The organism is Adhaeribacter aquaticus DSM 16391 (assembly GCF_000473365.1).
Classification (GTDB): domain Bacteria; phylum Bacteroidota; class Bacteroidia; order Cytophagales; family Hymenobacteraceae; genus Adhaeribacter; species Adhaeribacter aquaticus.
Window position 1 is genome coordinate 1,183,087 of record NZ_KI421517.1, and the last position, 26,330, is coordinate 1,209,416.

The 26,330-nt window shown below is 39.1% G+C and carries 23 protein-coding genes; 13 read left to right on the forward strand and 10 right to left on the reverse strand.

Going from position 1 to position 26,330, the window contains the following annotated elements:
- Positions 1-405 precede the first annotated feature (405 nt).
- The 11 genes from ADHAQ_RS0107155 to ADHAQ_RS24830 all read left to right on the forward strand — a co-directional run bounded on the left by ADHAQ_RS0107155 (position 406) and on the right by ADHAQ_RS24830 (position 11,100).
- Positions 406-864: an STAS/SEC14 domain-containing protein gene (locus tag ADHAQ_RS0107155; protein WP_026462355.1), complete on the forward strand. Its 459-nt coding sequence runs from the start codon at positions 406-408 to the stop codon at positions 862-864.
- A 567-nt stretch (positions 865-1,431) separates the two neighbouring features.
- Positions 1,432-1,863: a hypothetical protein gene (locus ADHAQ_RS0107160; RefSeq protein ID WP_026462356.1), complete on the forward strand. Its 432-nt coding sequence runs from the start codon at positions 1,432-1,434 to the stop codon at positions 1,861-1,863.
- A gap of 140 nt (positions 1,864-2,003) precedes the next feature.
- A complete protein-coding gene (locus ADHAQ_RS0107165; protein ID WP_026462357.1) occupies positions 2,004-2,435 on the forward strand; it encodes an STAS/SEC14 domain-containing protein in 432 nt (143 codons plus the stop codon).
- A gap of 736 nt (positions 2,436-3,171) precedes the next feature.
- Entirely contained in the window at positions 3,172-3,759 is a 588-nt protein-coding gene (locus ADHAQ_RS0107180) for an RNA polymerase sigma-70 factor (RefSeq protein ID WP_026462360.1), read from the forward strand.
- Between the two features lie 128 nt (positions 3,760-3,887).
- A complete protein-coding gene (locus ADHAQ_RS24820) occupies positions 3,888-4,613 on the forward strand; it encodes a head GIN domain-containing protein (protein ID WP_051359769.1) in 726 nt (241 codons plus the stop codon).
- A gap of 74 nt (positions 4,614-4,687) precedes the next feature.
- Entirely contained in the window at positions 4,688-5,692 is a 1,005-nt protein-coding gene (locus ADHAQ_RS0107190; RefSeq protein ID WP_026462361.1) for a FecR domain-containing protein, read from the forward strand.
- 31 nt (positions 5,693-5,723) lie between these two features.
- On the forward strand, positions 5,724-7,295 hold the full coding sequence (locus ADHAQ_RS27135; protein WP_051359770.1) for a FecR domain-containing protein: 1,572 nt from the start codon (positions 5,724-5,726) through the stop codon (positions 7,293-7,295).
- A 100-nt stretch (positions 7,296-7,395) separates the two neighbouring features.
- Positions 7,396-7,563, forward strand: coding sequence for a hypothetical protein (locus ADHAQ_RS28035; protein WP_157433366.1), 168 nt, complete (start codon positions 7,396-7,398; stop codon positions 7,561-7,563).
- Between the two features lie 128 nt (positions 7,564-7,691).
- The gene (locus ADHAQ_RS0107205; RefSeq protein WP_026462362.1) at positions 7,692-10,067 is read left to right on the forward strand and encodes a TonB-dependent receptor; all 2,376 of its coding nucleotides are present in this window, start codon (positions 7,692-7,694) and stop codon (positions 10,065-10,067) included.
- Positions 10,068-10,193: 126 nt separating this feature from the next.
- Positions 10,194-10,715, forward strand: a complete 522-nt coding sequence (locus ADHAQ_RS0107210) for an NUDIX domain-containing protein (protein ID WP_026462363.1) — start codon at positions 10,194-10,196, stop codon at positions 10,713-10,715.
- 136 nt (positions 10,716-10,851) lie between these two features.
- The gene (locus tag ADHAQ_RS24830; protein ID WP_034256653.1) at positions 10,852-11,100 is read left to right on the forward strand and encodes a hypothetical protein; all 249 of its coding nucleotides are present in this window, start codon (positions 10,852-10,854) and stop codon (positions 11,098-11,100) included.
- A gap of 90 nt (positions 11,101-11,190) precedes the next feature.
- Here the strand turns inward: ADHAQ_RS24830 and ADHAQ_RS24835 are convergent, their stop codons facing one another.
- A complete protein-coding gene (locus tag ADHAQ_RS24835) occupies positions 11,191-12,975 on the reverse strand; it encodes a glycoside hydrolase family 3 protein (protein ID WP_051359771.1) in 1,785 nt (594 codons plus the stop codon).
- Between the two features lie 335 nt (positions 12,976-13,310).
- On the opposite strand from ADHAQ_RS24835, the gene ADHAQ_RS0107225 reads away from it, so the two are divergent.
- Entirely contained in the window at positions 13,311-14,522 is a 1,212-nt protein-coding gene (locus ADHAQ_RS0107225) for a pyridoxal phosphate-dependent aminotransferase (protein ID WP_034256656.1), read from the forward strand.
- A 64-nt stretch (positions 14,523-14,586) separates the two neighbouring features.
- Here ADHAQ_RS0107225 and ADHAQ_RS0107230 read toward each other — a convergent pair whose 3' ends face one another.
- From ADHAQ_RS0107230 to ADHAQ_RS0107240, 3 genes are all read right to left on the reverse strand, one after another.
- On the reverse strand, positions 14,587-15,054 hold the full coding sequence (locus ADHAQ_RS0107230) for a DUF2059 domain-containing protein (RefSeq protein ID WP_026462365.1): 468 nt from the start codon (positions 15,052-15,054) through the stop codon (positions 14,587-14,589).
- Between the two features lie 82 nt (positions 15,055-15,136).
- Positions 15,137-17,941, reverse strand: coding sequence for a BamA/TamA family outer membrane protein (locus ADHAQ_RS0107235; RefSeq protein ID WP_026462366.1), 2,805 nt, complete (start codon positions 17,939-17,941; stop codon positions 15,137-15,139).
- A 147-nt stretch (positions 17,942-18,088) separates the two neighbouring features.
- Positions 18,089-18,781 carry a hypothetical protein gene (locus ADHAQ_RS0107240; RefSeq protein ID WP_034256657.1) on the reverse strand — a complete coding sequence of 231 codons (693 nt, stop codon included), beginning with the start codon at positions 18,779-18,781 and terminating at the stop codon, positions 18,089-18,091.
- A gap of 207 nt (positions 18,782-18,988) precedes the next feature.
- Between ADHAQ_RS0107240 and ADHAQ_RS24840 the strand changes: the two genes are divergently transcribed.
- The gene (locus tag ADHAQ_RS24840) at positions 18,989-20,344 is read left to right on the forward strand and encodes an HTTM domain-containing protein (protein WP_084523780.1); all 1,356 of its coding nucleotides are present in this window, start codon (positions 18,989-18,991) and stop codon (positions 20,342-20,344) included.
- A gap of 2 nt (positions 20,345-20,346) precedes the next feature.
- Here ADHAQ_RS24840 and ADHAQ_RS0107250 read toward each other — a convergent pair whose 3' ends face one another.
- The 6 genes from ADHAQ_RS0107250 to ADHAQ_RS0107275 all read right to left on the reverse strand — a co-directional run bounded on the left by ADHAQ_RS0107250 (position 20,347) and on the right by ADHAQ_RS0107275 (position 26,278).
- On the reverse strand, positions 20,347-20,967 hold the full coding sequence (locus ADHAQ_RS0107250; protein WP_034256659.1) for an NUDIX hydrolase: 621 nt from the start codon (positions 20,965-20,967) through the stop codon (positions 20,347-20,349).
- A 557-nt stretch (positions 20,968-21,524) separates the two neighbouring features.
- The gene (locus ADHAQ_RS0107255) at positions 21,525-22,184 is read right to left on the reverse strand and encodes an HAD family hydrolase (protein WP_026462369.1); all 660 of its coding nucleotides are present in this window, start codon (positions 22,182-22,184) and stop codon (positions 21,525-21,527) included.
- Between the two features lie 111 nt (positions 22,185-22,295).
- The gene (locus ADHAQ_RS0107260; RefSeq protein WP_026462370.1) at positions 22,296-22,736 is read right to left on the reverse strand and encodes a DUF4468 domain-containing protein; all 441 of its coding nucleotides are present in this window, start codon (positions 22,734-22,736) and stop codon (positions 22,296-22,298) included.
- 57 nt (positions 22,737-22,793) lie between these two features.
- Entirely contained in the window at positions 22,794-23,501 is a 708-nt protein-coding gene (locus tag ADHAQ_RS0107265) for a YebC/PmpR family DNA-binding transcriptional regulator (protein WP_026462371.1), read from the reverse strand.
- A 77-nt stretch (positions 23,502-23,578) separates the two neighbouring features.
- A complete protein-coding gene (locus tag ADHAQ_RS0107270) occupies positions 23,579-24,973 on the reverse strand; it encodes a high affinity choline transporter 1 (protein WP_026462372.1) in 1,395 nt (464 codons plus the stop codon).
- A gap of 438 nt (positions 24,974-25,411) precedes the next feature.
- Complete coding sequence (locus ADHAQ_RS0107275) at positions 25,412-26,278, reverse strand: SMP-30/gluconolactonase/LRE family protein (RefSeq protein WP_026462373.1); 867 nt, start codon at positions 26,276-26,278, stop codon at positions 25,412-25,414.
- Positions 26,279-26,330 lie beyond the last annotated feature (52 nt).

Below are 26,330 nucleotides of genomic sequence, written 5' to 3' on the forward strand. Positions count from 1 at the left end.
AAGCCGTACCTTGATAACAGGTACGGCTTTTTAGTTATGCCCATTGCCTCAGGCTTATAGCCTTATCGGCGATTATTCTCTTTATAGCACAAGTATACTTTTAATTAAAATAAAACATTGCTTATCCAAGACCTGTGCTACAGCTGGCAACCAGCAGAACTGAAAATGAAATGGAAAGAGAAAGCCAAAACAGCTCAAAGCACATACTATTTAGGCAGCTTAGATGACTTAAAAAAAGCGCTACTCGTGCCTGAAACCTACCTTTTTATTTAATACACATTAAATTCGGGTTTGTCCACAAAAAAGATAGCTTTTCAACAGGCAATGTGCAGAAATAGTGGCACCTATATATAACTGTAAGCTTAGCAATAGAAGTATAAGGATAACACCTTTTATGTATTGCCTATGCTTCCTGTACACCCACCTACCAGAAAAACAATAGGCGTTGCCTGCTTCCAAAATCAGTATTTTATAATTTATCTGAATGAGGAAAATAAAATAGCAAAGGCAGAATGGACTGGCTTTTTAACGGGTGAAGATTTACGGGAAGCTTTCCTGACCTGCTTAAAATTCATTAAACAGAAACAACTGAAGTTTTGGATAGCTGATAATAAAAAAATGAAAGTTATTAAAAAGCAAGATCAGGAGTGGATCGTAAATGAATTCTTGCCGCTGCTTGCCAAAACATCTTTAGAAAAAATGGCAACTATCAGTTCGGAAGATATATTTAACCAAATGGCAATGACAAATATTTTAATCAAAGCAACCCCGTTTTTAACCTTCGAACATCAATATTTTAATGACGAAAGAGCCGCCATCAAATGGCTACAACAAGCAACTACAGAAGTAATTAAGACTTTTTAATTCAACATTTTTTAGTTTCGTCAGTCATTTTACCTGTCTTTTTTATTTTTTATTTTAAATATTTAGCCTTATTATTGGTTTAGTTTAAAATAATAAAGCTTAAGTACTAATCCGGTAGAGCTAGTAAAACAAGTTGTTCTTTCGAATTTTAGATTAACCAGAGCAGCCTTCTTATTAGGAGAAGGATTAAAATAATAAGTTTATTTTACCTACTATTCTGCCCATACAGGTGCAAGCATAGTAATAAAAATTTAATTAAGAATTAGCGCTTAATAATACAGGTTGTAATACAGTTTCTAGATATCCTGGAGAAGGAAAAAGCTATCAGTTAAATAAGATCAGCAAATTGATTAAAATATTTAACCAGCTGTATTAGGATGGGGGCTTTAGAGTTCCTTTATAAGTTAAGGTAAAACTTCATCCGAAGAATGGCTTCTATCGTATCAGAAGGTAGATTATATGGATGATTGAGAGAATCCTATACAGACCTGACACAATATAATTTAAATCTATCGGTAGTATACTGATACATAATCTGCCTTTATTAGGCTAAGTGAAAAAAATATAATGGAGTTAATCTGTTTCGAAAGTGACTACTTGAAACTTTACTTTGATGAAGAAACCAAACTTGCACGTGCGGTTTGGAATGGATTTTTGAGCGGCGAAACTATGCATAATGCAGTTAAACAATGCATTATATTGATTGAAGAAAAAAATCCGGTTGGTTGGCTGGCAGATAATCGCAAATTGAAAGCTATCCGGCAAAAAGATCAGGAATGGATTTCTGAAAATCTAATGCCCCGATTGGCTGCTTCTTCTTTGAGAAAATTGGCTACCCTTATATCGGAAGATTTATTTAGCCAGATGGCAGTAGAATCATTATACACGAAAGCTTCAGAGCTTATCCATTTTGATCATCAATATTTCAAATTTGAGACAGAAGCCTATAAATGGCTTTTGAATGAACAGCATAAAAATTACTTCCAGTTAGGCTTATAATACGATACTGTTACTCTAAAATTAAACCTTTAATTTGCCTATCAGTTTACAGATAAATACTTCTTTGCTGTGTGTAGTTTGATTCAAGGCTTTTAAAGTAAATAAACAAGAATAATTAAATGGCCCTTACCCACTAAAAAATGGAGACTGTTTACTTTGCTAATGAACACGTAACCATTTACTATGATGCTGCCACCAGAACAGGCCGTGGAGTATGGGTAGGCTTTTTAAGCAATGAAGATTTACGGGAACCGGTTCGACAGGGCTTAAAATTAATTGCCGAAGAAAAACCTGTTAAATGGCTCGCAGATAACCGAAAGTTAAAGGCTATCCGGCAACAGGATCAGGAATGGTTACAAGAGAATATGATGCCGGCACTGGCTGTTTCTTCTCTCCGTAAAATGGCGTCCTTAATCACAGAAGATATTTTTGGGCAAATGGCTATTGATAGCCTTTACAGCAAGGCAACTCACCTTATAAATTTCGACCATCATTATTTTACATCTGAAGCAGAAGCCTATCAGTGGCTTGAGGAAGATATTACTGAAAATAACTTCCAATTAAGAAACTAAATTGTTTCTTCTATGATACTTTATTCCTGCGCCTTATTCAGTTAAATTTTTTTAGAAAGTTATATACTTTTACTCCCTAACTTTTCTAATCTACCTTTCTTGCCCCCTGCTTTTTGCCGCTAATACTATAGCTTATTCCTACAACAGGCGTTGCTATAGGTAGTAATCCCTTTCCTCCAGGAAAAAATTTTTGGTTTAGGATGCAACCAAAACCCAACTTTATTTCTCTTACAAATACACAAACACTACTTGTTAACCTGATTATGTTATCCAGCCAAAAAAGCCAAAGCATATTATTAATTATCTCCTTCCTGCTTTTCCTGCTGGCTGTAATTTCCTTTTCCTACAGTCACCAAACTAATAAAGCTCCGCAATCACAGCTAAACACCATCCAGACAAGGAACCAAAATTTCGCAACCGTAAAAATCGGCTACCACACCTCTGCACCAACAAACAAAATTAGTACTGATGAATTACCTTTAGGTAGCTTACTCCTGTAACGTACTTGGTTCTTCTTCAAGACTAATAAACATTAAATGGCAGCGCAATTCTAACTATTATTTAGCCTGGGGTTGTATACCAAGTCATTAATAATCAAACCAGAAAATTAAAATAGCCTGACTTACCTGATTTAAATACTTAATTATTATTTAACCTAATTTTGCCAGTTTTAGCCCCTACGTTGCTGAGGACCTTCAAAAAATATCATACTTTTGTGTCAGCTTTGCATTCTTTCATGACAGTAACTAAAACCGGCCCGCAGACGCTTTCTTTCTACCAGAACCTCACGCCCGATGAGAAGGTAGAACTGCTTTTCCGGAAATATTACGCCCCGCTTTGCAAAAGTCTTTACCGCACCCTCCGCGATGCCAGTTTTGCCGAAGATGTTGTGCAGGAAGTATTCTTAAAAGTTTGGGAAATGCGTGAAAGTTTACAGATGGATGATGCCATTCAGTCTTACCTATATCGCTCCTGCTACAACGCGGCCTTAAACTTCTTAAAAGCCCAAAAGAAAAAGCAAGCTTCAGATATTGATGAATTAGAAGAAGCTATACCAGGCGGAGAAACAGCCGAGAAAACATTGAATCTGCTGGAAACCGAGGGAGCAATTTTAAAAGCCATCGACTCCCTCCCGCCCAAAACCAGACTGGTATTTTCGATGAGCCGGTTTGAGGAACTAACCTACAAAGAAATAGCGGAGCGACTGGATATTTCGTTAAAATCTGTAGAAAAGCATATGGGTATAGCTCTGCAACGCCTGCGTGAAAACCTGCAGGAATACCTCATAAGCCTGCTTTTATTGCTCCTTTCTGATCTTTTCTAAAATTATTTAATTTTTTTTCAAAGGCAAGGTAGGGTACCCGGCCATTCTGTTGTTTTATAGATGAAGACAATAAGGCGCCCCTTCCTAAAAACTAAAACTATTGAAAAAATTATTAACTATTTTATAAAATGAACACTTTAAAAAACAGTACCCTTGCCCTTTTCTTATTAACGTTTGCATTTGCTTTTACTTCCTGCGACGATGAAGTATTACGCGGCCATGGCGACACCGTTTCTCGTACCCGTCCGGTAGCTAATTATGAAGCCGTAAGTCTGGGCGGCAATTTTGAAGTTTATTTATCGCAGGGTCCAACCAAAGATATTATTCTGGAAGGTCAGGAGAATGTATTAACTGAAGTAACCACCGAAGTTAGAGGCTCTAAGCTTTATATAAAATACGATAAAAACCGGGTAAAAGTAAACCAGGCACCTCGTATTTACTTAACTACACCAAATTTAAATGAAGTTTCTGTTTCCGGAGCCAACTCTGTGAAAGGGTTAACGGATTGGCAGGTAGAAAATTTTAAATTACGTACTTCTGGTAGTGGCTCAATCAATCTTAATATTAAAAGTGCCAATAAGATAGAGAGCCATATTTCTGGATCTGCTAACATTACCTTAACCGGAGATGCTAAACACCACGAAATGAATATATCTGGTTCCGGCCAAATTAAAACCTTTGATTTAGCTATTAAAACCGCAGATATAAAAGTTAGCGGTTCTGGCCGCTGCGAAGTAAATGTGGCAGAACACCTAAAAGCCGATATTAGTGGTTCTGGCAAAATACGCTACAAAGGCAGCCCGGTAGTAAACAGTAAAATTTCAGGCAGCGGCAGTGTGTTCCAGGCTAATTGAGTTAGTTAACATTTAAATTAAAATTTACCTTTACAGTAGGGTAAGCCTTATTTTAAATGTTATATAAATAGCAAATGAACGACAACCGGCCAACATATTGGGAAAAATTAGCCCGGGAAGTCAGCGGAAATGCCTCGGAAGCAGATAAAGCCTGGATCCGGCAGCAACAGGAACAGGACAAAGAATTAGAAGAAGCACACCTGCAGGCGGAACGGCTCTGGCAAGGTACACCCTTACCAGACGAAAAGTACGAACCTAATGTGGAAAGCGGTTGGCAACGGTTCCAGTTTAAAGTACAGGCTCGGGAAACTGCTCGGCCGGTAGCAGAACAAGAGAAAAAATCGAGTAACTGGATATGGGCAGTTGCGGCCTCTATTTCGCTTCTCTTAGTAGTAGGTGCGTATTTCTTAACCAAGAAAAATGAACCTGCTTGGACTGAGATAAAAACCGCGATGCACGAAACCCAAACCATTCATTTGGCCGATGGCAGTACGGTTTCGCTTAACCAGAACAGTACCTTCTCGTACCCCGTCAATTTTCAGCAGGAAAACCGGACGGTACGCCTAAAAGGAGAAGCATTTTTTGAAGTAGCTAAAGCTGAAGGAAAGCGTTTTACCATTTTTGCCGAAGGCACCAAAACAGAAGTAATCGGGACTTCTTTTAACCTGCGGGCTTACGAAAACGAGCCCGTAAAAGTACAGGTGGTATCGGGCAAAGTTGCTTTTGCCCGTACCGCTACCGACGATGCCATCTTCTTAATTCCTGGTCAGGAAGGTGTATTAACAAATAATGAGATAGTCCCAGCAGTTAAACAACCCATTAAAAATTCCAACTTTCAAGCCTGGAAAACTAAGAGTTTAGAGTTTAACAATGTGGAACTGGCACACCTGGTTTTAGAGTTAGAGAGCCATTTTAATGTAAAATTTAGGATTCAGGATAATTTACGTAACTGTCGCTTTACCACTTCTTTTAAAGATCCGGATCTGAAAGAAGTACTGGATATTCTGGCACTTACCGGCAACTTAACTATAACCCAGAACGGAAACCAATATGTAATTTCCGGCTCCGGATGTAAATAATATCTGTACAATATTTAATTATTTTTGAATAATGAAAACACGTAGTTTTTTCATACTGGCTTTGCTTTGCCTATTAGTTTTTACAGTTACGGCTCAGGCCCAGCAACTGGATAAAAAAATTTCTATACAAGTAAAGGAAGCAACTTTACCGCAGGTATTGCAAAAAATACAGCAGAAATATGCCATTCGTTTCTCGTACCTGAATAATGCCTTACCAGCTAAACAACGTTTTTCGGCCGACATTACGGATAAACCCTTATCCGAAGTACTGGATGTGCTTTTATCACAAACCGATATGGGCTACCTGGAGAGAAACGGACAGGTAATAATTAAACAAGGCCTACCCAAAAAAGAACCTAAAGCCATTACTTTAAAGAATGTACCAGCAGCTGTGCCGGCTCCTAAGCCGGCAAGTAAAAACAATACTGTATTTGAAACCAAAGTTACTACTACGGTAAAACCTGACGGCACTATTGATAATAAAGTAGAAACAAAAACCAAACCCGCTGAACCCGTTCTTGCTGCACCAGAAACTGTAAATACGCCTGCTACAGCTGAAACAACGCCCGAGCTAGGAAAAACAGAAGAGTTGCTTGCTCCTGTTCCCAAACCAAATACGCCCAGTTATGATGACGATAATAATGAAATGAAAGCGCAGCATTTTGGTATTATTTATCCTTTAAGTACCAATGGCATACATGCCAATCTGTATGTAAATAAAGTATCAGCGCATTTATTAATTGGTACAGCCGCCGGTTTACAAGGTTTCGAATTTTCTGGCATTGGCAACGTGGAGCAACAGTATGTACATGGTTTGCAATTTGCCGGAATATTTAATATCTCTAAAAACCTGAATAACAATTCTGAAGTAAGTTTACGTGGAGGCCAGTTCGCTGGCCTGGTAAACATCTCAAAAGGCAACAGTTCAGGGGTGCAGTCTGCCGGATTATTAAACGTAACTAAAAACTTGAATGGTGCCCAGTTAAATGGCTTTATGAATAAAGCTAAACAGGTGTATGGTGTCCAGATTGCCGGCTTTCTAAACCATGCCCGCTCGGTAAGAGGCACCCAGATCGGATTTATTAATATTACTGATAGTATCAGCGGCGTACCCATTGGCTTAATTAATATTGTGAAAAAGAATGGTTACCGCCGCCTGGAAGCCTACCATGCTGATGATTTTGACGTGAACCTGACATACAAAATTGGGGTCCGGAAATTCTATAACATGATTGCCGTAGGTGCTCAAACTGGAGGCTCTAATTATTGGGGTTATGGTGCCGGATTTGGAGCTGAATGGAGACTTACCAAATGGTTCCACGTGAATACCGATCTGATGTCTTATTATGTAATTGACCAGAATTATAAGACTTTCCCGGATGGGCTATTCGAAAATTACCACCTAAATCTTTTAAACAAATTCCGCTTACTGGGTTCCCTGCAACTAAGTAATCGTTTGGCTTTATTTGGCGGTCCAACTTACAATGTTTTCGTGACAGATAACGCTACTAACCTAGTAAACCACACCCTTCATGACCGCACCAACTTCAATGGGACTAATGTGCAAATGTGGGTAGGTTTTAATGCTGGTATCCGCTTTTAGTATTACTATTTACTAATCCTAAACTTCCTGATTTACCATTTTTAAACAGCTTTTCAGCTGTACTGGAATTCTATTGTCTTCATTTTAATATACTATAACTATGAAACAAAGTAGAAATGTAACAGCAAACTCCATTGCTCAGGATTATGCCCGTGGATGGGAAATAGCCCAGAGAGAATACCAGCGGCAGTTACAGCAAACCCAATTAGCCACGAAGACTAAAAACAATTTATTATCAGACAATACGGGAAAGACATATAGCCTGTAATAGTTGGTAAGTCCAGCTATAGGTTTACGTCATTCAGCACCTCCGCTTAATTTCCTATACAGTGGAAATTCAATTGTGTATCTCATTCTCTTAAACTTTAAGAAATCCTTATTTCAAAAATTTAAACCATGTCGACATTAAAAAGCTTAGGCCTCATCCTGTTTTTAGCAGCTTTTGTAGCCACAAAACAAGGACTGGCACAAACCCTTACCCAAACCATTCGGGGACGGGTAATTGATAAAGAATCTCAGGAGCCGTTAATCGGAGCATCTGTTGCTATTACCAACTTAAACCCGGTGAAAGGAGCTACTACCGATGCCGATGGTAATTTTAAAATTGAACACGTGCCGGTTGGTCGGCATACTTTAAAAATTAATTACATTGGTTATGAAGATCAGCTTATATCCGAATTACTCTTAGGTTCCGGTAAAGAACTGGTTTTACACATTGGTTTGTTAGAGGCCATTAACCAAATAAAAGAAGTAGTTATTACTTCCAGCGGTTCGCAGGAAAAAGGCGTAGCCCAAAACGAGATGGCTACGCTTAGTGCCCGCTCTATTTCAGTAGAAGAAACCAAACGCTACGCTGCCAGTGTAAACGACCCGGCCCGTGCTGCTCAAAATTATGCAGGAGTGGGTAGTACAGATGATGCCCGCAACGAAATTGTAGTAAGAGGCAATTCTCCTAAAGGTATTTTGTGGCGGGTAGAAGGCATAGAAGTTCCTAATCCAACGCACTTTGCCGAAGAAGGGGCTTCGGGTGGTGCTATCAGCATCCTGAGTGTAAACATGCTTGATAATTCAGACTTCTATACCGGTGCTTTCCCAGCCCAATACGGCAATGCCTTATCGGGTATTTTTGATATAAGACTGCGACGGGGTAATAACGAAAAACGTGAATATGCTTTACAGGCTGGCCTGCTGGGTTTAGATTTTGCGGCCGAAGGTCCGTTTAAAAAAGGCTACCGGGGCTCTTACCTGGTAAATTATCGTTACTCAACTTTAGCTATTCTTAATAAAATCGGAGTAAATATTGCTGGCGATGCTACTCCCAAATTTCAGGATCTATCCTGGAAAATAAACTTACCCACTACTAAAGCCGGTGTTTTTTCGGTTTGGGGATTAAGTGGCTATAGCGAGCAAAACCTGGAAGCCGTAAGAGACGCTACCAAATGGAAAGAAAGCTGGCAACATAATGATGAGAAATTTAACTCAAGTATGCTGGCTACCGGTATTTCTCATACTTATTCGTTTAAGAATAATGCTTACTTAGAATCCGTAATATCGCTTTCCGGCAGCCAGAATACCTACCGCCGCGATTCCCTTAGCTCTACTTTTACACCAAATTTAAAATACCAGCAGCAATTTGAGCATACAGCTCTTAGGACCTCCCTGTTATACAACCAGAAATTTAATGCCCGCCACACATTACGCACTGGATTTATCCACAGTACTATTGGGTTTAATTTGTTCTCTGAAGGTGTTGATAACGAAGATCATCAATTAAAACGCTATGTGGATAATGATGGCCGAACTGGCCTATACCAAGCTTATGCGCAATGGAAATACCGGATAGCTCCAACCTTAACGTTAAATACTGGCTTACACGCTATTCGTTTAGGATTAAACGGCAGTACATCTGTAGAGCCACGTTTAGGATTGAAATGGAATTTCTCTCCTACGCAATCTTTAGGCGCTGCTGTTGGTATCCATAGTCGTCATGAAACCTTGAGTGTTTATTACGCGCAGAAAGCGTTGGCTAATGGCCAATTGGTTTACCCAAACAAAAACTTAAATTTTACCAAAGCCCGGCACTACGTACTTTCTTATGACCATTTAGTACGCCAAGACCTGCGCCTGAAAGTAGAAACCTATTACCAACGATTGGACCATGTACCAGTATATGCTGATCCGGAAATTCCGGAAGCAACTTTGAATGCTGAAGCTGGCTTTACCACCGATTCGCTGGTAAATAAAGGAAAAGGCCGCAACTATGGTTTAGAATTTACACTGGAGAAATTCTTTACCAACAATTATTACTTCTTACTTACCAACTCTTTGTACAACTCTAAATATACCGCTTTAGATGGCATCGAACGGAATACCCGATTTAACGGAAATTATATTGTCAATTTTTTAGCTGGTAAGGAATATAAAGTGGGGCGACAAGATGTAAATTTATTCAGTGCCAACATCAAGGTAAGTACCGCCGGAGGTAATCGTTACACGCCTATCCATCTGGAACGTTCTAAAATAGAAGGTAAAGCTATTTATAACGAAGCGGAGCGTTATAGCTTACAGGCTAATCCGTACTTCAGAACGGATATTCGGATAAGTTACCGGAAAAATAAACCAAAGGCTTCTTACATTCTGTCTTTAGATATTCAGAATGTAACCAACCGCCTGAACATGTACAACCGCTACTACGACAACAATACCCAAAGTATAAAAACGGCTACCATGACAGGACTGATTCCCATTCTTAATTATCGGGTTGAGTTTTAATTTATGGCCTACAACAAATTAGTCAATAGTAAAATAATTTCCCGAGGACCATTGACTATGGACTGTAAAATAATATTCTGCGTATAGCACCCGGAAAGAAATAATTACCTTGAAATAGCTAAATCTATGAAAATACTTAACAAAGAAACGGTATACGATGGCTTCTTTAAGCTATATAAAGTTACGTTAGAAGATGAAGGTGAAACTTTTGATCGGGAGGTATTTGTAACCGGAAATGCTGTAGCTGCCTTACTATATGACACAAATAAAGACAAATTTATTTTTGTAAAGCAATATCGGCCGGCCGTTGAACAAGACATGCTGGAATTAGTAGCTGGCTTATTAGATAAAGAAGGAGAAAGTTTAGAAGATGCTATAAAGCGGGAAGTAGAAGAAGAAACAGGTTATGCCGTAGACCAAATAGAACCTATTTTAGATTTTCATCCATCCCCTGGCGCATTTGCCGAAAAGCTTCATATTTTCTACGCCCAAGTAAGCCATAAAATAGGATCTGGTGGTGGTGCTGAGGGCGAAAATGAGAATATCAAATTAGTAGAATTTACCAAAGAAGAAGTAAAAAATAAAACCTTTAACGATGCTAAAACCTTAATTGCCGTGCAATGGGCCCAGCTTAAAGGCATCTTGTAAAGATGTTTTATTTCTTCCCCGTAACATGATTTTTTAGAAGATATCTAAATATAGAGATTTGCGTATAACTTATTTAGAAATTTAACAAAAAAGAAGGTTACTTTTTTAACTTTCTTGTATTAAGTAAAACAAGACCATGAAAAAACTAGCAAGTATATCGTTCTTTGCTTTTGTAGCTATTTTTGCTTTCGCTTCTTGTGAAACAAAAACTACAGAAAACAATACCGAAACCGTTGAAATCTCTGAAGATGAAGCAGAGAATGATGTGGAAGAAGCTGCAGAAGAAACAGAAGATGCAGTAGAAGATGCGGCATCCGACGTTAAACAAGGTTCTAAAAAAGCAGCCGGTGAGGTAAGAGAAGAAGCAAGAGATCTTAAACATTAATTTCCTTCCCTTTAATTAGGGCTTTCTGATACAAAAACCCTTGGGCAACTTGCTTAAGGGTTTTTTGTTTTACATCTCTTTATTACAGCTTTATAAGCCATCACCAAATTTAAACTCCTCGCTTACCGTTACGGGCAACTTCCCATTGGCTCGAATTTGCCCATAAATTAATTTAGCGGTGGCCTCTTGCACAGCCGGCAATTGCTGGTAACCTACCAGTAAACTGTTAGCTTTAGAAATAGCATCAAATTGGTTTAAGGTATAAGCATTATCAAATAAGGCAACTACACACTTCTTATCCGCAATTATTTCGTTTACCAGGGCGCGTTCCTCTTTTGCCAGGTGCAGGGAGTTACTAGGTCTTATGCTGGGCCCGTAAATGCCTATTACCACAAAATTATATTTTTTAAGCTTTTTGATAAGAGCTATCCGATCTTTTTTAGTGCTACTCCGGGGTAAAAACAAAGCATCTATTGGAGCATATTGCTGCATCTTCCGCTGAAAAAAAGTAGGTCGGGTAGCGCCTACTGCCAGTACAGCTATTTTTTTGTTTTTACTTTTAGCTAGTGGCAAAAGTTTACGCTTATTGGTTAGCATGGTAATGGCGCCTTCTGCCAGCCGGCGATTAGTTTCATGAGCATGGGAAGTCCTTAAATCCTGAGCCAGGCTATTCAGCTCAATAGGCTTATACTTATGTAAGCCCACCCAATATTTAGCTGCCAGTACTTTCTTACACTTCCTATTTATTTCCTGCTGGCTTATTCGTCCTTCCCGGATAGCTTGTTTAATGGCAGCTATGGCTCTGGGCACACTGGTTAAACGTTCTAGTACATCATTACCCGCCATTAAGGCCCTAACTTCTGCTTCTCCGGGTTTAAAATATTTGGTTACCCCTTTCATTACCATGGCATCCGTAATTATCAACCCGCCATAGCGTAATTCCTTGCGCAGTAAATCTGTAACTATGGGTTTAGATAAAGTGGAAGGTAAATTATTGGTAGTATCAAGTTTTGGCATATGCATATGTGCCACCATGATGCCACCAATACCACTTTTTATCAATTCCCTGAAAGGGTATAACTCCAGCGTATCTAACCGACCTCGTCCGTAAGGAATAATGGGTAAATCATGATGCGAATCAATATCAGTATCGCCATGGCCCGGAAAGTGTTTAGCAGTTGCAATAATGCCATGGTCCTGCATGCCCTGCATATAAGCCAAACTTTTAGAGGTAACATCTTTTTTATTTTCGCCAAAAGCCCGATAGCCAATAACCGGATTCCGGGGGTTATTATTAATATCTGCCACCGGCGCAAAATTTAGGTGCATGCCCAAACGCTTAAACTCATCTGCTATTTCGGCGCCCATCCGGTAAATTAAACTATCGTTATTAATGGCTCCTAACAGCATAGGCAACGGATATTGCATAGCGCTATCCATCCGCATACCTATCCCCGATTCAGCATCCATACTAATCAGCAAAGGCACTTTGGCTGCAGCCTGGAACCGGTTGGTTAGCTTGGCCTGCCGGATAGGTCCACCCTGAAAGAATATGATTCCTCCTACTTTATACCGCTCAACTAAGGTTAAAACATCTTGCGCATGATCTTCTCCTTTATTTGAGAATGCTTCTACTATCATGAGCTGGGCAATCCGTTCGTCCAGGGTCAATTTCTCAAATACTGAATCTACCCAATTGTTATGCCGATTTAAGGTGGTTATTAAAGCGTTTGGATATTTTATAGTGTCTTCTGGTAAAATGCGGGGAGCTTTAAAGACAACCGTTTTGTGTGGCTTACGCTGCTCCTGGCAACCGGCTACTACAGCAATAGTTGCTAAAAAGAATATAAACCACCGGAATTGTATATTAAACATAAACTTCAAAACCTAATTTCCATTGTATCAGAGCCTGATTACTGGTATAACCTGCTTGTGGTTACAATTTAACTTTTTCCAGATCAGAAATTACGGAATATTCTGCAAGGTTTAAAGCATAAAGAGCTATATACAGAAGATTTAATTTAGATTAAAATTTAGAAAAGAGGTTAGTTTCAATTAAAGTAATAATCCAGCCTCGCCCCCATTAACCCAAAATAGTAGCCATATAAACTAACTATTTTAAAATCACCTGTTTTAAATTATACAGTAAATACTATTTTTCTGGCAAGTACTAACTAATTTCCCGTAATTTGCGGCCGATTTTTACTAATATGATTGAGAAAAGTAACCGGCTGCTTGATGTATTTTATGAAATACGCGGGCCAATTTTTGAGAAAGCACACGAACTGGAGCTTCAAGGCTACAAGATCACCCGTTTAAATATCGGGAATCCCGCGCCCTTCGGTTTTGATGCGCCCGATGAAATTATCCACGACGTTATTATAAACTTACGGCGAGCGCAGGGTTATACAGAATCGAAAGGCTTGTTTGCAGCCCGCAAGGCCGTAATGCACGATTGCCAGCGTAAACAGATTCCTAACGTACAGATTGATGATATTTACATTGGCAATGGCGTCAGTGAGCTTATTCTGCTTTCTATGCAGGCCTTGTTAAATAATGGCGACGAAATCCTGATTCCAAGCCCTGACTACCCACTCTGGACAGCGTCTGTAAATTTATCCGGCGGGAAAGCGGTGCATTACCTTTGCGATGAACAATCGGACTGGTACCCGGATTTAGAGGATCTGGAGAAAAAGATTACGTCCAAAACCAAAGGGTTAGTTATTATTAGTCCCAATAATCCAACGGGTGCCGTATATCCAAAAGAGGTAATCCAGAAGATGGTAGAAATTGCCGAGCGGCATAACCTGATCATTTTCTCGGATGAAATTTATGATCGTATTCTGTACGATGGAGCCGAGCATTTTTCTCCGGCTTCTTATTCAGATGATATCTTATTTTTAACGTTTGGCGGCTTATCTAAAAACTACCGTGCTGCGGGCTTTAGAGCTGGCTGGATGATTGTGAGTGGTGCTAAAAGCCAGGCTAAATCTTATATAGAAGGATTAAATGCCCTGGCTAGTATGCGCTTATGCAGCAATGTACCTTCGCAGTTTGCTATTCAAACAGCTTTAGGAGGCTATCAGAGTATTAATGATTTAGTTTTACCTACGGGCCGGTTGGGTAGGCAGCGCGATATATGTTATGAAAAACTAACACAGATTCCTGGCATAACCTGCGTTAAACCCAAAGGGGCACTTTACATGTTCCCGAAGATTGATGTAGACAAATATAATATTACCAGTGATCAGCAGTTTGTATACGATTTATTGGTTGACCAGAAGATTTTGGTGGTGCAGGGAACTGGTTTTAACTGGCACAAACAAGATCATTTCCGGGTAGTATTTTTACCAACTGCAGAAGAACTCACGCAGACTATTGATAAAATAGGAGTATTCCTGAAAGACTACAAAGGAAACTAAAACAACTTTGAATTTTAAATAAAAAAGGCTTGGTTATAACACCAAGCCTTTTTTAAAGATTTCCTTATCTTAATTGGTGCGAATCTGGCCCTTTTTGCATCATTTCCTGCAGCTCGCCCATGTGCTTCTGCATTTTAGACTGACCTAACTGAGCTGTTTTAAGCATAATGGTAGTTTGCTTGGCAGCTAATTTTTTACCGGTTTCAGTTTTATAGAAAGCACTCATGTCTTTTATTTCTTTTTCTGAGAACTCTTTCATGTATATACTTATATAATCATCTTTTAGCGCTGTCCAACTCATATATTTAGATAAGAAGGCTTTTAAAGAAGATTCCATGGGTTGTAAAGCGGGATTGCTCTTTAATTGCAAGGCAAGCATTTGCTGCATACTTTGCTCTATATTATTTTTCATATTCATGGTGAGCATTAACTCTTCGGCAGCTTTATAATGGCTTGATTTAGCCGGCGTAGTTTGTGCCTGAACGGTAATTAGGGATATTAGCAGAGAAGCTAACAGTATTAATTTTTTCATAAGGTAAAAACGTTAAACTTAAACAAGATAGTATAATAAATTTACTTTGGCCATAATAGTCAGCGATTTATACTGCCAAAAATTAGAATCCTAAGTTAGCTATGATAAGCTCTACAACTGGTTTATTGGTTTGAGGCAAATACGATACCCGTACACCAGCATCTAATAATACTCCTCCCAACCGCATAAAATTAAAATCAGTGGAGAGTTCTACTCCTACAGATTGATAGCGTGTGCTCCCGCCTTTTCCATAATCATAAAAAACGTTGCCTTTCAATCGCTGAAAGTACAAGATTGGTCCTAAAGCTAAATCAGGGTAGAGAATGGGAAACCGGTATTGGGTGGTAAAGCTATAAAAGTTATCATGAATTTGATAACGATACCCCCGCGGAAACCGGATGGGACTACTAAAGGCATAAAAGCTGGCATCCTGCTTTTGATAATTTCCCCAAAGTTGAAAAGAATGATGCCTGATAAAGCCTGGAAAATAAGCCCGCCCCGAAGCAGCAAACAAGTTAGAATGGTAATTACCGCCCAAGGGCGTATGTGTATAATAAACCTGAGCCTGCTGAGCATAACGTCCCACCAGGTCGCGACGGTTCTGGCGTAAGGAATGTTGATACGTTACCTGATAATTTACACTTCGCAATACTCCGTTGGCCTGTTCCGTTACCCGCCGGATATTTCGGGAATAATCAGTTACTTTAGTTACTTCTAAATTGGTAGCTAAATTAAGCGATTCTCTGTATTTAGAATTGGTAAGATTTAATGGCAAAGCTAATCCGGTGGAAATAGACTTCTCCTGCCATTGATACGCACTTCGGGCATCTTGGGCGGCGCGGGAGCCCGCAGAACCAGTAAGTCTTATAACCGGGTACCAGCCTAAATAACGGACACCAGCAAAAGCATAACCTGTTCGTTCGCTTATGTTTTGGGCATAGCCTATATTGGAAACAGTAGTACTCAGAATATCCTGTGATTGTACGGCTAAGGAAACTTCGTTTAAATCTTGGGTAACTGTTGGTAACCAACTATGCGGATTAAAAGCATGCGATAAACGCCTGTATTTTTCTACCGGATAAGTTTCCTGTGGAACATTAGCTAATATATTGCTATTATTTTCTTGCTCTAATAATGGCTGAAAATATTCAATCTTGTGGGTTGGCACCTGCTCTATAGGTACCCAGCTATCCGGGTCATAAAGCATTCGGGCAATATTATAGCCCTGAGCAGAAAAATCATTAAACACAATGGTTTTAGCATCTGGATTAACTACCGCATTAATACCGGCATAGCGCCTTGAAATTACCTGATATTGTTTTTTGGTTTGAGTGTTAAGAGCGAAAGTACTTTCTATGCCATTATAAGGCGCATTAAATAAGAGAAATTTACCAGCAATTACCGGATGACCTATATTCTCAATTGTGTATGGCAATAAATCATTAAAAGCTCCTGTTTCAATGTTTATCTCCGAAATTGTTCTTTTATTTTCATGATTCCGGAGTACCACTATGCTTTTACCATCCGGTGCCCAATAAGGCATAGCCAAAAAATCGTTCTCCGGGCTGGGTATACGCTTTATTTCTTGTCCTGTACTGCCATCTAATATTACCAGCGCATTTGTATTAGCAGTACTTACCTCTATAACGGCTATACGTTTGGCATCCGCAGAAAAAGCTGCGCTACTAAAACGGGTCTGGTGCGTCAGGACTTTATGCCTTTTAGTTGCTATATCAAAGGTTTTGACTACGGTATAATTGCGTGTTCCCCAGCGAGGGTCGTATTCCGTTTCAGTCCAAACAATCTTATTCTGAGCTACCGATAACCTGGGGCCATTGTTCATAAAGCCTGGGGTAAACAGCTTTTTTTCCTGCTCGCCATTAGCACTTATCCACACAAAAACCGGAATATGTGAGAGGCCTGTTTTTAAAGCTACCGTACTGCCATCTGCTAAAGGCTGTGGATAAAGGTAGTCGGTATAAGTATTATTCTTTCGTTTTGTTAACACTTTAGCCGGCGTTATAGTTAAGGCATCGGCTTGTTGGCGCCACAAAGAATCTACCTCCCTGACCATACTTCTATAAGTAGCAATTAAGCGCTTGCCTGTTTGTTGGCGCATTGCCCGGGAGAATGTAAATGGTATGTAAAAATTATCTAAAGCTCCCTGCATTATATTGCCCCAAACATCGCCTTCGTGTTTCCGGCGCACATGCGTAACCATATGATAGCCTGTGACATAATGATTTGGGACATTATCCCGGAAAGACCCCAAATGCTGCTTATTATAACTAAATGCTCCCCGCTCCAGCAAATTGGTTCGGAAAAGTAAATTAAAGTCTGGAATGCGGCCACGGCCACCCGAAGAATAAGCTGTTTCAGTAGCTACCGCATCGCCTTCCCAAAACCAATTAGGGACCGCCATGTTACTAACGGCAGCTAAACCATTTTGTCCAAACGGATAATAAGCCCATTTAGCGCGGCTATGATACGCTTTTTCGTATTGTACAATGTGTCGGTATTCGTGAAGGGCTAATAAATTAAGCCAGTTGTTGGTACCTAACAAATTATAGTTCTGGGGAGAAGTAGTATAAAACTCACTTCGCCGCGGCGATAAGGCAACAAACCCATTAGAAACAGTACCCTGATTTTGCAATAACACCGGAATTTTATGCGGAGCTGGTCCAAGGGAAGTGGCTAAGGGAGCATGAATATATTGTAAGGTATTGGCCATACGCTGCCCTTCATGTTCCAGGCCTTTTGGAAAAACCATCTTAAAATGCGGGGTATTAATTTGGTTAAATTGAATGGAAGCCGGATTTGTTTCTAATTGAGCTGAGGCGGTCTGAGCAATTGCAAATAAAAACAGAAGCGAAATCTTTATTCGCATAGAAGTTATTTAACAAAATTAATATTAAAACAGAGTGAGCCTTTCTGGCTAACCAAGTAATGCTTTACCTAACAATATTATTGTTTTAGGTTAACAATAAAAAAGCCGGCAATACAAATAGCCGGCTTTTTAATTCTTCAAATTTACTTACTTTTTAACATGCTGGTACAAATCGCGGGCATCACTGCTACTCTCCAATGCCAGGTATTCGGCCTGCAAGGCTTTAATTTTTATTCGATGAGTTGCAGGAATACCTGATTCTACTTGCTGTTTCCGGTCGTTAAGCTGGCCATAAACATAATCTACATAGTCCCAGTCGTCTTGCGTCCATTTGTTATTTTTAGCCCGTACAATGCCCATAAATAATAAATATGTTTCCCGCATATCTGCTCCGGAGATAGAAGCTAAATCACGGTTTCCGCCCAGTAATTCTTGTTGCCATTGCTGAATTTTAGCTGGATCCAGCGGGGTACCTTGCCGTTGATCCTGCTGGCTCTCCCACCTTTTGTATTTTGCTTTTAGTTTGGCGTACTCGGCTTTAGTTTCAGCCGATAGACTATCTGCTTTAGCATCTAACCGGGCTGATTTTTCTTTGAATTCTTCTTTTACTTGTGGCCAGTTTTCTTTGGCATTGTTTTCTGTTTTATTGGCTTTGCTATTTACCCAGGCCCTAAAATCATCAAGCTCTCTGGAAACTTTGGTCTCTCTTCTGGTTACCCGGATTGTATCATTGTTATCAGAATTACTAAGGCCTTGGGAAGAATTTGTACTCCTGGATTCACAGGCAAACAAGCCCGCTGTTACAATAAAAATTAATGCTAATTTATTTAATGCTTTCATAGTTCTTTCATTTAGTTTTATAGGCAGATATATACATCTTATTCGATATACAGGTAGAATGGTTTCTTTACAGGATAAAAGCACTTAATAACTTAGTCCAGAAGAGCACTAACTATCTGGTTACTTCTATCTCCTGCAACTAGATAGCTCCAACAGTTTATATAAGTACCGTTTTATTGAGTTAATTTTAATTAAAAGAATAGCATTTTGGTTTTCTCTCCTACAGCAGATCGGTATGATAAGTGGCTAACGTGGCTACAACAACCTGTTGATAACAGTCCGTTAATTATATTCCGGATATTTTTTGGCTTACTGTTATTTCTAGAAACTAGCGGAGCTATCGTTACGGGTTGGGTTAAAGAAAACCTGATTTTACCTAAAATACTTTTTCCTTTTATAGGTTTTGAATGGCTGAAGCCCCTACCCGGTAGCGGTATGTATTGTTATTACGACTTAATGGCTGTATTGGGCTTCTTTGTTTTAATAGGCTTCTGGTACCGGGTGAGTTTAGGGTTATTTACATTGCTGTGGTGGGCCACTTACCTGATGCAAAAAACCAGTTACAACAACCATTATTATTTAATAATACTGCTGTGCTTTCTGATGCTGCTGGTTCCGGCTAATGCCTATGCATCATGGGATGCCCGCCAGCACCCCCAAATAAGAAGCTTAAGTTGCCCCCGCTGGTGCCTGGTTATATTTGCCGCACAATTAGGTATAGTTTATACTTTTGCAGCCATTGCAAAAATATATCCTGACTGGTTAGCCGCTAAACCAATCAGTATCTGGTTTGCAAGCAAGGCTCATTATCCTGTAATTGGTAATCTACTACAGCAAAAAGGAATACAACAACTTATTGCTTTTGGTGGTATTGCCTTTGACTTAACCATTACCCCGCTGTTGCTGTGGCGCCGTACTCGTAAAGCAGCCTTTTTTTTAGGATTAATTTTCCACTTATTTAATTCAGTAGTTTTTGCCGTTGGTGTATTCCCTTATATGGCTCTGGCTTTTTCCGTTTTCTTTTTTTCACCGGAAACTAGCCATAAACTATTTTTCCGTAAAAAGCCACCGTTAACTGATTTAAATATTAATCAGAAAAAGAACAATAAAACACCCCTGATTTTTTATGTATTAGCTTTATATTTTGTTCTACAGGTATGGTTACCGCTGCGTCACTGGTTTATACCGGGAGATGTACATTGGACCGAGGAAGGCCATCGTATGGCCTGGCAAATGATGCTACGCGCAAAAAGCGGAACCCTATATTATTTAGTAAAAGATAGCAGTACCGGTAAAACAGCAACTGTAAATCCAGAAGAATTTCTGACGCCAAAGCAGGCACGTATTTTAGCTACCCGACCGGATATGATCTGGCAAATGGCCCAATATTTAAAAGTGCACTTTCAGAAACAAGAATACCGGCACGTACAGGTATATGCTTATAGCATGGCCAGCTTAAACGGCCGACCCTACCAGCCATTGATTGATAGTACGGTTAATCTTGCTGCCGTTCGCTGGCGTCCCTTTCACCATGCTGCCTGGATCTTACCTATATCAGAGTAAGCTCAATCAAAAAGTATTTCCTTACCCGGATTATCCATGTATTCAAACATTAGCTTAATATGGCCTTCGGTGCCCCGTTCTACTGACAATTCTGGCAAAGCATCTCGTTTAAAAAACTGTGCATCCAGCGTTTCTGAACCCTGTTGCAAAGTGCCACCTATAATTTCACAAAGAATAAACAGTTTATAAGTATGATAAGGCGTTGGCGGATAGGCATGAAATTTTTTATCAAACACGCCTAGTAATTTTACCGCTTTCACCTCTAAACCAGCCTCTTCCTGCGTTTCTTTTACGGCTACCTCACCGGGAGAATACCCAACATCGGCCCAACCACCCGGTAACGCCCAACAATTATCTACCTTTTCCCGAACCATAAGTATTTTGCCTTCTTTAAATACAACGGCCCGAACATCGGTTTTAGGGGTTTGATATCCTACTTCATTTGTAAATAACTCCCGAACTTTAGTTATTTCTGTATCTGAAATTTCAGACATTAATTTTACACTAATCTCACTTAATTCCTGATAACGCTCCTGGTCGAAACTGTTTTCGGCATAGGTTAGTCCGGCTTTAGCTAACGCCTGCACGCGCTTTGCATATTCCAGCCATGGGTGTTGTTGCATAATTGAATTTCTATTTTAGGGCAAGATAAGCAGATAATATATTTAGACGCCTTTACTCAACTTACTTTTTTGCGTTGCCTTATATTCTGAAGAGCTTTTTATTCCATATTAATAGCCTTAAGTTATAAGCTTATATTTACCTATTAGCAAAAAGTAAAGGTTGTACTAGCAATCATTATCTAATGGACTTTTTAGAGGGAGACCTATAATCCTGTAGAATCGTTCCCTTAAAAAGGCAAGAGCGACACCCACCGTAACCACTTCAGAAAACCGAGGCTCGTTTATTATAGCAATTTTGGCTAGGAGATAAAAAAAGGAAAGTGATGAATGGAATTTTCTTGTTATCCCGCAGGCAATCCAGTACCACAGTTCTTAATATATTTATTTTGGCTTTCCTCATCTGCCGGCAAAGATTTGTTTATCCTTTAGAAACTCAGGTATAAATTTTTATAAACTTTATAGGTAGTCAATCAGACTATTAGATAAAGCTTCCCTGATTACCGAGGGAAGCTTTATTCCTTAATAAGAAATTGTAAATATTTAACTTTTATCCCTGTTTATTGTAACAAATCAGCTAATTTATCCACTGATAACTCATCAAAATCATTTATTACCAGGTGCGTATGAGATAACTCTTCTGCTGTATGTGTAGTAGTGATTCCTACTACTTTCATATTAGCTTTTAAGCCTGCTTCTACCCCGGTTGTAGAATCTTCCATTACAATACAGCGATCACTAGAAATATTCACCATTTCAGCCGCTTTTAAATATATTTCAGGATCTGGCTTACCTTTTTTAACTTGTTTAGCATCTATAATAGCATCAAAATAATGGCGTACCCCGATTTTATGTAATATGAAATCGACATTGGACGTAGGAGCATTGGTAGCTACAGCGGTGGCAACATTATTCTTTTTCAGCTCTTCCAGAAAGTTGATCAATCCTTTAACCGGCACCATTTCCGGCCCGTGCAAATCGCGGTATAAGGCTTCCTTTTCTTCTCCTAATTTATCACTTTCTTCTGCGGAGAGCTCTTTTCCTAATATATTCTTAAGAGCATCTTTATTGGTTTTGCCATAAATATTTTTACCCAGTTCTTCTTCTTTAATATCAATCTGGTGAATTTTACAAAACTCAACCCAGGCACTTTTATGGTAAGGATTGCTGTCAATAATCACACCATCCATATCAAATAAAACGGCAAATTTTTCTTTCATAGTTAGTTTAGTCAACATAAAAACAAAACAGACATACGCAATATTTGGTTGTATGTCTGTTTTATAAAGAAATTTAGTAAATTTTATCAGGCTACAAGTTTGCTCCTGGTATTAGAGTTGCGGGCTTGTTAAATGTTTTTCCAGGCTAGAGGAAAGCTTTGTCAGGTAAGTTTTGGTTCTTTGTTTGGGTGTTCCTTTAGTTCGTTCTTTTTTAGGCAAACGGCCCAACTGAGAATACGCTACATTATCTGCCACCATATCTACTAAATTATCTTTAAAATAAAAGGTCAGATCAAAATTAGTAGTCCCAGCATCATCGGTAAAAGAACCTCTGCCTGCTATTAAGTTTTCTGTCTCGTCTATATTATGTGAAGTAAAGCGCTGAGGGGGCAAAGTAGCCTTTACCCACGACAAAGTAGAATCTAATAAAACCTCTTTTTTAGTATTAGGCACTCTTATAGTTGCCGTAAAACCATACCGTTTGTCGGTCTGGGCCTGGGTCTGAAAAATAAAGGCTCCCAATACTATTAGTAATAATAACAACCTCTTCATATATATCGGTAATAAGATTAAATATTCCTATTACCGATATATGTAAAAAGAGTTTACTTAAGCCATATTATGATAGACGGCCTGCACATCATCGTCCTCTTCAATTTTTTCAACCAAATTTTCGATTTCTTCGGCTTGTTCATCAGTTACCTCTACCCGGGTGTTAGGAATGCGCTGTAGTTCGGCACTGGTTACTGGCAAGTTTTTTTCTTCCAGGGCTTTTTGCATGGCACCAAAATCAGCAAAGGCAGTTTCTACTATAATCTCGCCTTCGTGCTCATAAATATCTTCAGCACCGTAATCAATTAAATCCAGTTCCACTTCTTCTAAATTCAAACCCTCAGCTGGTAGGCGAAATATGCCTTTGCGGGTAAAAATAAAATCTAAAGAACCTGTTTTACCTACACTACCACCCGCACGGGAGAAGTATACCCGCATATTTGCTATTGTCCGGTTAATGTTGTCGGTAGCAGTTTCTACTAAAATAGCAATGCCGTATGGGCCATAGCCTTCGTATACAACCTCCTCGTAATTTTTTTCTTCTTTAGAAGAAGCTCTTTTAATGGCCGCCTCTACCCTGTCTTTAGGCATGTTTACACCTTTGGCATTTTGGATGGCCGTGCGTAAACGCGCATTTGATTCCGGACTAGGCCCGCCTTCTTTTACGGCAATTACAATCTCTTTTCCTAGCCGCGAAAAGGCTTTAGACATTTTATCCCATCGCTTGAACTTGCGAGCTTTTCTAAACTCAAATGCTCTTCCCATATTATGATGTTATATAGCTATTACTGATTTATTTTTTAGCTAACAAAGATAAGAAAGTCAAAAAGAAATATCCAATTTTAGTCCGGAATAGGTAATGCATTTTGATTTAGCTTACTAAACAGCCAACCCAAAAACAGACCAAGCAGGCTGGCCCCTAATCCATACATCAGCGGATTTACTAAGCTAGTAAGATAAATAGCGATCAACCAGGTTCCCATACCCATAATCATAGAAAGTATAGCGGCGGCTGGTGTTGTACGCGGCAGGTAAATGCCAGCCACCATAGGTACAAATAAAGAAACTAAACTAAGGGCCGATGACTCACTCACTAATTCATAAATATTGCTGCGCATTAATGCAAATCCTAAAGACACTACTGAAACCAACAATACACTAATCCGCGACAGCAACAGCAAGTGCTTATCCGTTATCTGCCTAAAAAAGGGTTTCAGAATGTTCTCACTTAGAATAGCGGCCGGTGCCAGGATGGCACCACTGGCGGTACTCATAATAGCAGATAGTAATGCCCCGAAAAATAATATTTTTAAACCTATAGAAGATTGCTTCATTATTAATCCGGGTACCAGCATTTGAGTATCGCTGACCATTAGTTCCGGGTGCAGCACTTTGGCATATAAAGCTAATACTAATGGCATAATGGCTACTGTTAAATACATGAAACCGGCAGCGAAAGAAGAAGCTACTGCTACCTTTTCAGATTTAGAGGCCATTACCCGTTGGAAAACATCCTGCTGAGGAATAGAACCCAAACCAATGGTTATCCACATAGCTAAGTAATTTAACCATTCCGCCTTTGTGGTTGAAGTTGGATAAAACTGAAAAAAATTAGCTGGTAAAGTATCTTTTACCTGAGCAAAGGGAATTGTTAAACATACTGATACAGTAACTATAAGGAGTCCGATAATGATTAGAATAGTTTGCAGGAAATCGGTAATTGATACCGACCACATACCACCTAAAAAAGTATAGCCAACAACTATAAAAAAACCGATAGCTATACCGGTAGTTAGGGCTACCCCGGCTACCAGATTTAAAATAATTCCTAATGCCACTAATTGGGCAGCTATCCAGCCAAAGTAAGAGATTATTAAAAAAAAAGAGGCAATAAGTTCAGTATGGCGGTTGTAACAAACCCGGTAAAAAGTACCAAAGGTTAGCAGGTTCATCCGGTACAACTTTTTAGCGAAGAAAAACCCAATCAAGATTAAGCAAAGCGATGCGCCTAACGGATCTTCAATAATGCCTAATAATCCTTTTTCTGCAAATTCGGATGAAGCGCCCAACAAGGTTTCGGAACCAAACCAGGTAGCAAAAACTACCGCAGTAGCAACTGGAAATGGTAACCTACGGCCAGCAAGTAAATAATCAGTATTGTTTTTAACCCGGCTGGATGCCCATACTCCTACTAAAGCATTCAGAACCAAATACACCAGAATAAAGAATAAAAGCATATGTTGATAAAATCAGTTTTAAAAGGTAACAACCTTTATTCAAGAGTTTCTAAACAGCAAATATTACCTTAACCAAAAGCAGCATTACTAGTACTTATTAACAATCCTTCTTACCCAGTATAATTTACCTACTATCTTACCCAGTATAATTTACCTACTAAATATATCTATGAAGCTGCATTGTACTTGTGCTGTGAAGAGATGTAGGCGCTACTGAAATAGTATTATCTCCTACTCTAAATCTTCTGATTACTTGCTGGCGATATTAAATAAAAGCAGCGGTTTCATCCAGTTTATAAAAACTAAACAGCTTTATTAAATATAAACTAATTTAAAATTGATTAAGCTTTCTTGGAAATTTAACTTCCACAGATTAGTAGTACCGTGGATAACCTATTAATAGTCGACCTAGAGTATTGGTATAAATTATTGTTTCGCTTATTTTTTTAGTTCATAAGCTACTACTTTGCTAGTATAAAAAGTAGGAACCAATACTAGCTTTTTCTTAGGGATGTAAGTTAAATCCGCGGCATTTACTTTATCGGCTTTCGTATCTATCAACTTAGTAACTTGTCCAGTTGCCGATACATGATTTATTTCTCCACCGAAATTAGTAACCAGAAATTCATTCTTACTTAAAGGTGTAATACCGTCGCTGCCCCCTAAGTTTTGAGCAATTTTTCTCAAGGCTTTTGAAGTTTTATCCACTTCATAAAAGATTCCACCGCCGGTTAATTCTAATAAGTAAAATTTGTTATTATGTGCCAAAATGCCATTTACCCGTTTTAGTTGTTCACTTTTTAACCAAAGCTCCGGCTGGTCATTGGTTATTTTGAAAACTAAACCTAAGTTAGAATCGGAAGCATATACATTCCCCTTCTCATCAATGGTCAAATCATTTAAAAAGCTTGCTCCTTCTACCGGAATTTCCCGCACTTTTTTTCCTGATTTGGCATCAATAGCAACTACCTTGGTGATATCTACCACATAAAGTAATCCTTTGTACAAGCTCATACCTTTAGGTGCATCTAATCCAGTAACCCACTCAGCTTGCTCCACACGGCCATCTAAACTAACCCGGCTAATAAAACCATTCCCGTCCTTATCACCCGGCTGTCCGTTAACACTGGAGACATATAAAATATTTTGGCGTTTATCGTAAACCACCGACTCGGTAATATTTAATCCAGCGCTGGCCTCCCACTTTTTTGTCAGACTCAGGCTTTGTGCTGTAACCTCTTCTTTAAGGTTAAAAAAGTTGATAACTAAGGCAGCAACTAAAATTTTATTTTTATTTATTTTCATATTAGTTTTCCAGGAGGAGATTAAAAACAAAAGTCCTGCGGATAATATTTGA